The sequence below is a fragment of the Veillonella parvula genome, from assembly GCF_042850485.1.
GTDB classification, from domain to species: Bacteria; Bacillota; Negativicutes; order Veillonellales; family Veillonellaceae; genus Veillonella; species Veillonella parvula_Q.
In genome coordinates this window covers 2,016,699-2,030,097 of record NZ_AP031417.1, presented here as the reverse complement: position 1 = coordinate 2,030,097, position 13,399 = coordinate 2,016,699, and the positions used below count along the sequence as shown (strand labels likewise).

General features: G+C 38.8%; 13 protein-coding genes and 1 tRNA gene. All 14 read left to right on the top strand.

Translation table 11 applies throughout. The features are described 5' to 3' along the window. Positions 1–227 precede the first annotated feature (227 nt). The 14 genes from ACGHIY_RS09310 (at position 228) to ACGHIY_RS09245 (ending at position 13,343) form a co-directional block, all read left to right on the top strand. A complete protein-coding gene (locus ACGHIY_RS09310) occupies positions 228–1,403 on the top strand; it encodes an MFS transporter (protein ID WP_021148743.1) in 1,176 nt (391 codons plus the stop codon). A 115-nt stretch (positions 1,404–1,518) separates the two neighbouring features. Then, positions 1,519–2,802, top strand: a complete 1,284-nt coding sequence (locus tag ACGHIY_RS09305) for an adenylosuccinate synthase (protein ID WP_004694568.1) — start codon at positions 1,519–1,521, stop codon at positions 2,800–2,802. A 539-nt stretch (positions 2,803–3,341) separates the two neighbouring features. Then, on the top strand, positions 3,342–3,686 hold the full coding sequence (locus ACGHIY_RS09300) for a helix-turn-helix transcriptional regulator (RefSeq protein ID WP_004694570.1): 345 nt from the start codon (positions 3,342–3,344) through the stop codon (positions 3,684–3,686). Between the two features lie 2 nt (positions 3,687–3,688). Further along, the gene (gene dinB, locus ACGHIY_RS09295; RefSeq protein ID WP_287551412.1) at positions 3,689–5,161 is read left to right on the top strand and encodes a DNA polymerase IV; all 1,473 of its coding nucleotides are present in this window, start codon (positions 3,689–3,691) and stop codon (positions 5,159–5,161) included. A gap of 88 nt (positions 5,162–5,249) precedes the next feature. Further along, entirely contained in the window at positions 5,250–5,534 is a 285-nt protein-coding gene (locus ACGHIY_RS09290; protein WP_004694573.1) for a hypothetical protein, read from the top strand. A gap of 315 nt (positions 5,535–5,849) precedes the next feature. Beyond that, positions 5,850–7,313, top strand: coding sequence for a catalase (locus tag ACGHIY_RS09285; protein ID WP_287551410.1), 1,464 nt, complete (start codon positions 5,850–5,852; stop codon positions 7,311–7,313). A gap of 359 nt (positions 7,314–7,672) precedes the next feature. After that, the gene (locus tag ACGHIY_RS09280) at positions 7,673–8,680 is read left to right on the top strand and encodes a 5'-nucleotidase, lipoprotein e(P4) family (RefSeq protein ID WP_128114321.1); all 1,008 of its coding nucleotides are present in this window, start codon (positions 7,673–7,675) and stop codon (positions 8,678–8,680) included. 48 nt (positions 8,681–8,728) lie between these two features. After that, positions 8,729–8,805 (top strand) — tRNA-Arg (locus ACGHIY_RS09275). 289 nt (positions 8,806–9,094) lie between these two features. Further along, positions 9,095–9,925: a DUF6630 family protein gene (locus tag ACGHIY_RS09270; RefSeq protein ID WP_128114320.1), complete on the top strand. Its 831-nt coding sequence runs from the start codon at positions 9,095–9,097 to the stop codon at positions 9,923–9,925. A 113-nt stretch (positions 9,926–10,038) separates the two neighbouring features. Beyond that, a complete protein-coding gene (locus ACGHIY_RS09265) occupies positions 10,039–10,854 on the top strand; it encodes a DUF2262 domain-containing protein (RefSeq protein WP_287509793.1) in 816 nt (271 codons plus the stop codon). Positions 10,855–10,874: 20 nt separating this feature from the next. Next, on the top strand, positions 10,875–11,306 hold the full coding sequence (locus ACGHIY_RS09260) for a hypothetical protein (RefSeq protein ID WP_287551407.1): 432 nt from the start codon (positions 10,875–10,877) through the stop codon (positions 11,304–11,306). Between the two features lie 71 nt (positions 11,307–11,377). Then, positions 11,378–11,884 carry a hypothetical protein gene (locus tag ACGHIY_RS09255; protein ID WP_004698288.1) on the top strand — a complete coding sequence of 169 codons (507 nt, stop codon included), beginning with the start codon at positions 11,378–11,380 and terminating at the stop codon, positions 11,882–11,884. A gap of 37 nt (positions 11,885–11,921) precedes the next feature. Further along, on the top strand, positions 11,922–12,464 hold the full coding sequence (locus ACGHIY_RS09250; protein ID WP_287551405.1) for a hypothetical protein: 543 nt from the start codon (positions 11,922–11,924) through the stop codon (positions 12,462–12,464). Between the two features lie 72 nt (positions 12,465–12,536). Then, positions 12,537–13,343, top strand: a complete 807-nt coding sequence (locus tag ACGHIY_RS09245) for a hypothetical protein (protein ID WP_390525498.1) — start codon at positions 12,537–12,539, stop codon at positions 13,341–13,343. Positions 13,344–13,399 lie beyond the last annotated feature (56 nt).

The following is a 13,399-nucleotide window of genomic DNA, read 5'->3' as shown; positions in this document are numbered from 1 at the left end:
TAGGGTACTTCCCACATAACATATGAAAGACTAGGGTAGGTATAGACCAACAAGCCTATGGTACATGCAGTAGGTGTTGGCTATATCTACCTTTTTTGTTTTGAAAGCAATATGCCATTTTAGATAGAAGTATATTATTTTAACAGATAATTATAAATTAGTTTTCTAGCAGGCTTTTATATACTCGTCTTACATTAGGAAACCATCTATTTGTTTTAGGAGGTTATATGAAACGTATTATACGGAAGTACGGACCGCCTATTTTTCACTGTATTAATGACTTTGGTCAAGGTTCGCTGGCGGCCCTCATACCGTTTTTTATCGCTAACTTTGGCCTTAATTATTATCAATCGGCTTCCATCATTTTCTGTAATACCGTGGTGGCTTCCGTGGCACAGCCCGTATTGGGCTATGTGGCAGATCGGTGGCGCGTACCCTGGTTTATTCCCGTTGGGTTTACGGTGACTCTTGTGTCGATTAGCGCTATGGCATTGGCTACGAGTTACGAAATGATTCTTGCTTTGTCGCTCTTGGCCGGGGTAGGGGCCGCGTTATTCCATCCCGAGGCGGCTCTTCTTGTAAATTGTACGCAATCTCATGAAATCGGTAACGCCATGGGCCGCTTTGCAGTCGGCGGCAGTGCGGGCTTTGCGTTGGGACCCTTTATTGCTGGTGGTGTTTACGTCTTTGGGGGACAATTCCTTTGGGTATTTACGCTTATCGCGCTACTTGGTGTATTGTTATATCTCTATGCCTTTATGGGTGAGGGTGAAGCTACCGATGATACTGATATTGCTGATGTTGCTGATGCTGGTAACCGTGAAAGCCGTGCTAAGGTTCTTAGTACCGGTACAAATGATTGGGTGAGTTTCGGTAAGTTATTTTTTGTGATTGCTTCTCGATCTATACTCTTCTCTGTATTGGCTATCTTTATTCCTATTTTGTATATTACTGTTATTAATGGTGAAGCTAGTGCATCTAGTTTGGCCCTTACTGCGTACTTTGCGATGGGTGCCGTCCTTACCTATATGGGAGGGGCCTTATCTGACCGACTTGGATTTCTTAAAACTGTGCGCTTAGGTAATCTGATTTTCTTGCCTTCTGTTTTAGTATTTATTTTTGTGCCTAATATGTGGGGCTTTTTTGGTGCTATGATACCGATGGCCTTTGGCGTATTCTCACAATACGGACCAATTACGGTACTGGGTCAAAAATACCTTGCAAAAAATGCAGGCTTTGCATCAGGTATTACGCTAGGTCTTGGTATTACCTTAGGTGGCCTTGTGGCTCCTTATGTAGGACATCTAGCAGATATCTATGACGTACAAACAGCATTGATGACCTTGATACCGGTAGGTGTTATAGGCTTATTGATGAGTTTTTGGTTAAAAGAACCAAAATAGCCCATGCATTTGGAAAGAAACTAAAGATTGAATTTGTATAAATACTTTCACAGAATCCGAACATTGTTGTATAATGATATTGAATTATTTAGACTTTCATATGGAGGATATAGATATGGCAACTAGTATGGTTATCGGCACTCAATGGGGTGACGAGGGGAAAGGTAAAATTGTTGACTGGATCGCAGAACGTGCGGATGTTGTGGTGCGCAGTCAAGGTGGTAATAACGCGGGTCATACTGTTGTAGTTGATGATAAAGCGTTTGCACTTCGCCTTTTACCAAGTGGTATCTTATACGATAACAAACAAAATATCGTGGGTACTGGTGTTGTTATCGACCCTAAAGTTCTGCTACAAGAAATTGAAGGTCTTGAAAAGCAAGGCAGATCTGCTAAATCCCTTCAAGTTTCTGACCGTGCACATGTCATTATGCCATACCATATCGCTCTAGATACTGCGGAAGAAGCATCTAAAGGGGATGCTAAAATCGGTACTACTAAAAATGGTATTGGTCCTTGCTACGCTGATAAAATCAATCGTATCGGTATCCGTATCTGCGATTTGTATGATATGGAAACATTTAAACAAAAATTAGCGTACAATGTAGAGTTCAAAAATAAAATGCTTACTAAGGTATACGATGCTGAACCTGTTAGCTACGATGAAATCTTAGCGGATTACATCAAATACGCTGAAGCCTTGAAACCTTATGTAACAGATACTAATGCGGCTGTTCTTAAAGCTGTAAAAGAGGATAAAAAGGTATTGTTCGAAGGTGCTCAAGCTACTATGCTCGACCTTGACCATGGTACCTATCCATTCGTAACATCCTCTCATCCAATTGCAGGTGGTGCTTCCACAGGCGCTGGTGTGGGTCCTAACTACTTAAAAAACATCTTTGGTGTTGTAAAAGCATATGCTACACGTGTTGGTGCAGGTCCGTTCCCTACAGAGCTTCTTAACGAAACTGGCGATAATCTCCGTGAACTTGGTCATGAGTTCGGTACTGTAACGGGTCGTCCTCGTCGTTGTGGTTGGTTAGACCTCATGGTTGTAAAATACGCAGCAGGTCTTAATAGCCTTGATTACTTAGCTATTACACGTTTGGATATTCTTGATACTTTTAAAGAATTGAAGATCTGTGTAGGTTACAAATTGAATGGTAAAGACGTAGAAGGGTTCCCAGCTAACTTAAAAGATCTTGAAGCTTGCGAAGCAGTTTACGAAACATTGCCAGGTTGGGAAACTGATATCTCTGGTATCCGTGAATATGATAAATTGCCTGAAAATGCTCGCAAATATGTAGAACGTATTGCAGAAGTAACAGGTGTGCCTTTAGGCATTGTATCTGTTGGTCCTAACCGTAGCCAAACTATCGATTTAGTAAATGTATTCTAAGCTATACTAATTTGATATAATAGAAAATTTGCATTTGGTAGCATTGATAGAGTGTTATATATTTTAACATTTTTCGCTATGCAATCGATTTATAGAATTATACAGATTAGACCCCTCACAGAGGGGTCTTTTGTATTGAATGGATGCAGAATACAAACGTGGATCCTCTATATCTAATCCTTTAGGTTGCTACAGTAGTGCGGTATATCGAAGTATGCTTTATAGTTATTAAAGTGTGAGTATATCGAGAAATATATAACAAATAATAGAGTGTAATTGTTATATATACAGAAAAATGTATATCCAAATAAATCTATCAAATAATAATTTGTTTAAAATATTCATTTTATACAAATAGCTACGTGCTTAAGTTAGTTTATAATGAGGCGAAATTTACTTATCTATAATTTTTTTGTATTCATAATAAATTATTAAGATACAAATATAAAGAAAAAAATAGATTTACATTAAGAAATAGTATATAATAGTACCAAGAAGTAGATTGATATTTTTTGATAAGGATCTGAGGAGTTAAAGATATGGTTGAAGTTTCTTACGAACGTTTAGCGACGATTTTTAAGGCATTAAGCGATGAAACAAGATTACACATCATCGATATGTTGTCTTGCAATGAATTATGTGCAGCCGATATTTTAGCGAGCTTCAATTTGTCTCAATCTACGTTGAGTTACCACATGAAAATCTTAATTGATGCAGGTGTAGTTAACTCTCAACGTAATGGTTTATGGACGCGTTACTCCATTAATGAAGCTACATTTGCTGATATTTTAGATATTCTCCCTCAATTATACAAAACTAAAGATGAGTGCATTTGTGCGCAAATTAAATACTGCCGCATTTCTGAGCACGAAAAAGAAGCGTAACAATGAGACGTTGGATTATGCATGTTGATATGGATGCATTCTTCGCGTCCATAGAACAACTGGATCATCCAGAGTATAAAGGCCACCCCGTAATCGTGGGTGGTCTTTCTTCACGTGGTGTTGTAGCTACCTGTTCCTATGAGGCTCGAAAATTTGGTGTTCACTCTGCGATGCCAATCTCGAGGGCTAAGAAACTCTGTCCTGATGGCATCTATGTATATCCTCGGATGGATCGATATAAAGAAGTGTCGAACCAAATTTTTTCCATCATGAAAGAATTCACCCCTTATATTGAGCCTTTATCTATTGATGAAGCCTTTCTTGAAGTGAGCGGCATGTCTACCATGTATAGTGGTCCTAAAGCACTAGGACAAGCCATTAAAGATCGTGTATTCGAGAAAACAGGACTTATTATCTCTGCAGGCTTAGCACCCAATAAATTTCTTGCTAAATTAGCCTCTGATTTAGATAAGCCAGATGGTCTTGTGGTCATCCCATACGGTCGTGAAAAAGAGGTGCTAGCTCCTTTGCCTATTAAACGTATTTGGGGTGTTGGCCCTCGGACAGAGAAAATTTTGAAAGCTGGTGGCTTTCATCTGATACGTCATATTCAGTCTTTGCCTGATGAAAGTACTTTAATTCCTCTTGTGGGAAATCAGGCAAAGCGCATATGGGAACTGGCGAATGGTATCGACGATAGACCTGTTGAAACAGATCGCAAGATACAATCAATTGGAGCTGAGGAAACTTACGAAGAAGACCTCACCGATGGCCGTGCTATTGAATTAGAATTTAGGTACTTTGCAAACCGTCTATCGAAACGGCTTCGGAGGCGTAACCTTCATGGACATACTGTATCTATTAAGGTTCGGTATGATGATTTTACCACCGTATCACGGCAGAAGCGGCTAGATACACCATCAGACCAGGAACATGTATTTTTCGAAACAGCATTGATCTTGTGGAATAAATTGATGCAGGATAAGACGAGTAAGCGGCCTAAAGAGTCTAAGAAAGATACGGAACCGTTAGGGGCCACTACAAAGGTAAAGTCTACGAATTTTAAATGTAGTAGTTCTAAAGGGATTACCTGTATGGATCCGCCTGGCCCTATACGACTATTAGGTCTTACTGTGAGTGGCCTCGATGAGGAGGTTCCTATGCAGGATAGTCTCTTTGATTCCCCACAGGATGAAACAGAGGACAAGCTTGCTAGTGTGTTAGATTCGTTAGAGTCTAAATTTGGTGAGACTGCTGTTATGAGTGGCGCATTATGGCAGCGCTTTCACGGAGACAATGGAATACGCAGAAAACGGTCAGAGTTGAAAGCGGCCGTAGATGCACAGCTTGGTCAAGAGGATGGGGTATCTACTAAAGTTGATGCAGGCTCGACTAAAGCGGCTAATCGGTCTATAATTGCAGATACACACGCATCTATTGAAGGACCTAAAAAGACCATCAAAAAGGACTTATAAAGATTATATTGAATACTTTCGCTAATATAATTGTTCGTGTTACAATATGGGTGTAGTGTTAATAAATTACCGCAAGAGAGGTATAGATATGAGTTTATTTCGTGTGGCCATTCATTATGGCGTAAACAGCAATGGTTTCTTGTCCTATGATACAGAAACAAAAACAGTGTCCGTAGATTTACCTGAACAAGAGTGGGTTGATAAGGTAATCGCTTACTTGAATAATGAACATGCTATTGAGCATGCTACAGGTCTTGATACGTATGAACGATTGACCGTAAAACCATTAGAATCTTTGGATAATCTTAAGTTAGCTTTAACACGTATGTGGGAAGCGATCGACGTACAAGTTGATTGGAGTCGTCCGGCATAAATTGAATGAAAACACCTTGTGATCTACAAGTTAGTAGAAACAAGGTGTTTTTTGTTTTGCGTATTTTTGTAGGTATATCTTAACAGAATTTAAATATATAACATTGAAATTCTCATTTTAAAATTATAAATGATATCGTGTATACAAAATTTATAAAGGTTTAGGGTTGTTATGTTAAAAAATTTGTGCTATTCTAATCACATATTAATGGATAATAATTATCCATTAATAATTTTATCGTAATTGAGATATATGATTTAAAAATTATGTAAAGTAAATTACTTTAATTTTGATCTCTAAGTAGGAGTTTGTAACATGAATAATGAAAAGAAACTAACAACCGCCTTTGGCGCTCCCGTACCAGATAATCGCAACTCTGCTACAGCAGGTAAACGTGGTCCTGTATTGATGCAAGATGTTTGGCTCATGGAGAAATTAGCGCATTTTGAGCGCGAAGTGATTCCTGAACGCCGCATGCATGCTAAAGGATCCGGTGCATTTGGTACTTTCACAGTCACTAACGATATTACAAAATATACGAAAGCAAAAATTTTCTCTGAAGTAGGCAAGCAAACGCCGTTATTCGTACGTTTCTCCACCGTTGCCGGTGAGCGTGGTGCGGCCGATGCAGAACGCGACATTCGTGGCTTTGCCGTAAAATTTTATACGGAAGAAGGAAACTGGGACCTCGTAGGTAACAATACACCTGTATTCTTTATCCGCGATCCATTGCAATTCCCTGATTTGAACCGCGCTGTAAAACGGAATCCGAAAACAAATCTTCGCGATGCGACAGCAAACTGGGATTTCTGGACTAGCTTGCCAGAGGCGATCCACCAAGTAACAATCGTCATGAGTGACCGTGGTATTCCTAAATCCTACCGCACAATGCATGGTTTTGGCAGTCATACATACAGTCTTATTAACGAAAACGATGAGCGCGTATGGGTTAAATTCCATTGGGTTTGCCAACAACCGATTGAAAATCTTTCTGACGCTGAGGCGGCTAATGTGGTAGCTAGTGACCGTGAAAGTCATCAACGTGACCTCTTTGAGGCTATTGAAAGAGGCGATTTCCCTAAATGGAAATTATGCATCCAAGTGATGACCGAAGAACAAGCTAACAATATGCCATACAATCCATTCGATTTAACAAAAGTATGGTATCATGACGAATTCCCATTAATCGAAGTTGGTGTGATGGAACTTAACCGCAACCCAGAAAATTATTTCCAAGATGTAGAACAAGCTGCATTTGCACCAACAACTATCGTTCCTGGTATCTCTTTCTCTCCTGACAGAATGCTACAAGGTCGTTTGTTCTCCTATGCGGATGCGCAACGCTATCGTCTAGGGGCAAATTATTATCAAATCCCTGTTAATGCCGCTAAATGTCCTGTAAATATCTATCATCGCGATGGTCAAGGACGTATAGATGGAAACCATGGGTCTACAATTGGCTACGCACCAAATAGCTTTGGTGAATGGGCTGAACAACCAGAATTCAAAAATCCTCCTCTCGATGTATCTGGTCCAGCTTACCAATATGACTTCTATGAAGACGACTCTGACTTCTTCACACAACCAGGTAAATTGTTCCGCCTCATGAGCCCTGAACAACAACAAGCCTTGTTTGATAATACCGCAGCGGCTATGAATGGTGTACCTGATTTTATCAAAGAACGTCATGCAAAACATTGCTATCAATGCGATCCTGCTTATGGTGAAGGCGTTGCGAAAGCCTTGGGCATGAACATCGATTTTAGCGATGTAAAATAAGACTAACTATACTATTTAAACAATATTAAAATAGTTTATCTAAACAATACTAACGATTGAAAAGAACTTTCTTAACTAATAACACTTTCACATTTATACAAAATACTAATCTATAAAAATCTAAATTCACACAAAATTTTTATACACTGATACCAATTATCTTATAAACAAAAACAAATAAAATCCTTTAAAGGGCCTTTGCTAAGCACATCTAAATTAAGAGTCATCAATGATGTGTAGCAAGGGTCCTTTTGTTGTGTTAAAAATATACAAATTTTAAAAGGATTTTAGTATAACTATGTAGAAATATATGATGTGTTGAATTTGCACGAAATGTTACATGTGAATAGGAGGCAGTTATGAAATCTAGTAGTTTGGCATGGTATGTGGCGGTAGCTTGCATGGGAGGAAGCCTTTGTGTTGGATCTGTAGTACAGGCGAATTCTCTAGCGATGGTGAAAGCAAATAACTCTGTTCCCGCAGCTATTGTAATGCAAGCCCAAGCAGCTCAGCCTGTTACTGTTACAGCAGATAAGAATGATAAAGTTAGTGCTACAGCAAATCATACAGTAACTAATAATGCAGTAGCTAATAATGTAGTAACTAATGATGTAGCAGCACAGGAAGCCCTCAAACAAAAACAACAGTACCAAGCCGACACAGAAACGATGGGCTTGCTATGGATGCGCACCTCTGCGGAGTACAGAGCATTGGCGTATCAAGGGTACAATGTGGCAATAAATGCCGTTAAGATGGCCGTTACTGATCCATCTCATCAAAGAAAACCTTTAGCTATCGTTCTTGATGCGGACGAAACCGTAGTGGACAATACCAAGTTGATGGGTGAAAGCATTGTAAATGGTAATGGTCGTTTTGATGCTCCTTGGTGGCGTCAAGCCGTGCATCAAGGCAAATCGCAAGCCATGCCTGGCGCTGTTGAATTCCTAAATGAAGTACATAAACAAGGGGTAGAAATTTTCTACGTTTCCAACCGCTACGCACCTGTTAACTACGATGCAACAGTACAAAACTTTAAGGCGTTAGGATTCCCATCTGTCGATAAAGACCATGTGCTACTATTTGAAAAAGACTCGGATAAACAACCTCGCTTTGATATGATTGCTAAAAAATATTATGTCGTTGTATATATGGGCGATAACGCCGGTGATTTTCCTATTGGCACAAAAGGTAAGACCTTAGCTGAACGAAATGCCATCATCGACAATCATAAAGAGGACTTTGGTACTACCTTTGTAGTATTTCCAAACCCTGCTTACGGATCCTGGGTAAGTGCACTAGCGAAAGGCTACCAAAACCTAAGCCCAGAAGAACAAAAACAAGTGAATAACCAATACCTACAACAATAAGGACGCCTTGCGTATACTTTATTAAAAACGATATAATAAAGTATACATGCGTCTATAGCTCAGTAGGATAGAGCAGCAGTTTCCTAAACTGCGTGTCACTGGTTCGATTCCGGTTAGGCGCACCAAAAAAATAATTAATGAGCATATGTTTTTTAGTATTATGCCTTTTTAGGAGCCAAGATTTAATTCTTGGCTCTTTTTAGGTTTTGAAATTTAAAACACCGTTTCTATAGAGCAGAATAGGTTTGAAAACCTGCTTTTATCGGAAATTATTCATATGCTAATTAAACATAAGTTTTATGATAAGTATTCCTTAATAATGATATAATTAAGATATATATATTCAGTTACATATTTAGTTACATATTCAGTTAAACATTATATGTAAACGGCAGTATATAGTGGAGAGCATGTATGAGTATTTACAATTGGATTCAAGAGAAACTCTTCGATAATTACGAAGAGTGGCATATGAAGAGCCCTGATTATAATCGAAATGGTTTTAATATAGTAGGAATAGATAATACCCTAAAGGCTATGCATGATGGATTTTTCATGTATATAGAATTGTATCCACCTTATGCCATCGATGGTTGCACTGCCATGAAAGCGCGTGTAGGAAAAACACCAGATGCAGTAGATATATTCTTAGACATAGATGGTAAGACGTATCGTATGGCTGATGTAAGTTATCCTGATGCAGTGAAGATGATGCGGGCCTTTGTGAAAAAACGCAGAGTACTTGATTGTAGTTTATGTGTAGAAGTAGCGTATCTAGATATCGATCAGATGAAACTGACATTTACAGAGTTAGCAACGTTGTTGCTAGGCGATGCTAAACAAGCTAAATCGTTTATGACCAAGGCTAAGTTGCGTTCCATGGAAGAATTAGAAGATAGCTGGTGGAACCTTTATGAGAAACTAGTCTCTAAAGGATATGCTGTAGAGCTAAGCTGTAAATGTGAATTAGAGGATTTTATTTATAATGTACAGAAATTAATACGTAACAAGTCTTTAGATACCGGCGAAGATCTAACTATTGACCTATCAGCATTAGATGAAGATCAAGTTATTATGGACTGGTGTGCTGATCTTAATTCTAAATGGGAAAACTATACGTTAGCAGGCATGGACATCGGAACCGATAGCTTTGTACTTATGGTGCTTTCAAATGAGGAATTCAAAACAGCCAAAGAACTAGGAAAAGAACTATTACATAGAATCGATGTAGCAGAACGTCTGTGATAGGTAACAGAACATGTTAATGTTACAGAAGCAATTATGCTATGGCATCATCTATAAAAGGATGTATTTCTGAACTGTAGAACCGTAAAATGTGATGAATAGGAGAGAGTCATATGAGTATTGTACGTCTACCAGAATATGAAGCAGAGTTTGAGCCGGAAGAGTTTGAAATCTATGCATTACCGCGGAGTGATGCGAATGGGGCTAGTCCTTATTTAGAGAAGTACCATAGACCACTGGTGTCTACTGATGCTATTCTAGATACTCGAACTGGCGTGCTTGACCGTAGCGAAGGCATTTTGACGTGGATTATTGAGGGTCTTGACGATAGATGGGGTTATTCTTTTGAGCCCCATGGGGTCTATAAATTGTTAGTTAAGAAAGCAAAACCATTAGAGGACCTCGGCTATATGCGCCCGTCTTGGAATAATCGCTATTATGTGCTTGAGGTATTAGAGGAGCATGCTAAACATAGTGAGTTAGAGGCGTTGTCGACGTATTTGAAAACCCCTAAATACCTTCATACCGACAGGGGTGACTTCCTTTTAAATCGAGAGTATCAATATTACACAGCCAGAATTGATGATTATGCATTCACCCTTGATGTAGATGAGGGTTCTGATGAAAGCTGTACCGTAGCATTGGCGGCTTTCAATACAATCGAGAATTTCAAAGCATTTGAACAACGAATTAGTGCATATATTAGTGAGACCTTGTTAGAACTCGCTAATTATTGGCTCGACAATGACGCTCAAGATCCGATTACATCAGACGTATTTGCTAAGCGTATTACGATGGGCGAATTGGCGTTTCGTAACGATGGCTCCATAGAGGTCTATTATGACGATGACGATATCTTCTGGGGGCACTGTATCATAGCTCATATTGATGCGGATGGGAACCCTGTTGATGCAGATATTGCAGGATAATCAATTAATGGAGAGTCCTAATGAGAAAATCGGAATTAATGACATTATGGAATGTTGAAAGCTGGTTTGAAGAACCTTATGGTGTTTACTTTGTATCTTGCCGATTGGGCACTAATCGTTTAGAGACTGTAGGACAAGCCTTTAAAAAACTTAATATTAGTTGTACCGGTTATACTGAAGATGATGTACTTTCACTATCAATATGGGAGCAATTATATGTTCAATTAGATGAATTAGACCAACTGGCGAAGGGGCTCATACAAAAGGGAATACCGCAAGAAGAGTCTGTTGTACTAACGCTAACGGATATAATGCTGGATAAATCAGGTTGTTACGATGCATTTGTACTAGGCTATGATGTGGGAGAATCCCCAGCAGGACATCTATATGTTTTGGTTCCTTTTGATGAAAACTTTACGGCTCAACAAGATGTGATATACGAAACCTTATAGAGTTGTTTTAAAGTGGTGATACTGGTGTTGTATTCTACCTAAAAATATAAGTGATATGCAGGAGAGAGACTATGGAAGATATGTATAAATTAGTCAAAGATTTCTTTAGTCATGATATGGATTTAGATGATTTATTTGATTCCGAAGCTATCATCTGGATTGACTGGCGCGAGGATGACGAAGATGTGGTGAACTATTTTAATGACATGATGGATGAGCCTATCGACATTCAAACCGTTAGCAATGGAAAGCAGTATGGTGACGATATTGTACTACAAAAGGGCAATAAAAAATTGCTAATTCCCTACGGTGATGAGAAAGACCGGGATGTGACTATCAAATATTTCAACGACTTCGTTAAACCTGATTATGAGGTGCGCTGGTTTGCTGAAAGCCTTGGCGATGATACGCTCGGATTTACTGTGCTTTCAGGGACAGAATGGCTAAAGCTAGAAGATGAGTTTGGTGCAGATATAGTTTGTTATTATTTTGTACCTATTGATTTAGAAAGCAACATGTTTAATCTCAGTATGAGCGAGGTTTCTGCGTTGTTAGAATTACGAGAAAATAAGAGATGAAATAGAGAGAATAGGCGAATCTATAAGAGGTAACAATATGGATTATTTAAAAATATTACATGAAGATTCTAACTTGGCAGCAGATTTTGATGCTCTATTTGATTTCTTTTTGCTCGATGAACCTACGGAACGTGATGAGATTGAGGGAAAATGTACCTTTTCTATGGATGGAAAGGCTTTCGCTCGTGATGGTGCCGGTGGTGAATATCATCAACTAGAGGATGGCTCTATCGGTTATATGAGTAGCGAAGGAGAATGTGGTCGCATAGTTGAAAGTATAGATGATTTAATTTATTTATTGGTGTATAGCATTTGTTGGCATGATTATTGTGACTCCAGTCAATATACGGATATATCTACACTCGAAGGCTATGCCAATGAGCGACATAATCAAATTACATTCTATACAGATATGGATAAATGGGAATATGTTGTTAAGGTGCTAGGAATGCCTTCCGAAACAAACTTGGCTGCTGTACTGCAAAAGTTTTACGATGTAGCACACCGAGAACCTGTATACCAAGGCTTTTACCATGAAGAAGATGGTAGTGTTACACCTTATGAAGGTCTATTCTTTTAATATGTAAAATGGGAAAATAATCAGCAATAAAAGAGTGTTTCAAGAGGTTTTGTGTTGTAATAGGAGAATCGTATGGCAATTGATGGAGTAAAGATCATAGACAGCGATGACGGTCATGATATTTATAATGCTATTGTTGAGCGGTACAAGGATGGTATCAGTGTCGATACTATAATTTCTGAAATCTTAGGTGAGGAACAAAATTTTTGTACTGATGAGTTTTACACAGAAATTTATTGGACTGCTGTGGCCTATTCGCTGTGGAAGATAGGGCATCTGCCAGATGACGTTAAAGAGAAGGCATTAAACGTAATTGCTAAGGGCCCTCATGAGTTTTGGCTAGACATCGATAGTAAGGCCCTTAAACAGCGTCAAAAGGTATTAGATAAGTTAGCCCTGCAGCTACAGAGCGAAAATCCAAAGCCGCTTAAGGTTCGTAAATCTAAAACAAAGAGAGAACCTTATTTTAAGGTAGGCGACGTATTAGCTGTTAAATTTGAAAACGAGTATGGTACTATTTTTGTTTCTGAGGTGGATCAATCACCGCGGAAAATTGAGTACCATTTAGCTTGTACGCGGCTTTTACAAAAAGAAAAACCTACAATGGAACAGTTTCTAAACAGCAAAATTGCCTGCCGGAAAGATAATACAAATTTCGGTATCGATACAGATTGTTGGTTTAATCATAAAGACCTAGGCCTATTGCTAGACGATTTAGAAATCATAGGGAACGTCGAACTATATCCGTGTAAATTGTGGAAACTAGCACCAGCAGGCACGTTGGAAGATATTTATGAGGAGATTACAGATAATCCTAGGATAGGAAAACTGCGTCTCATAGACACCTATGAACTGGTGAAAAAGGTTATTCAGAAATAATTATGGGGTAAACGCATTAATAGGTGGGCGTATATATAATGCTAAAGGTATAACTA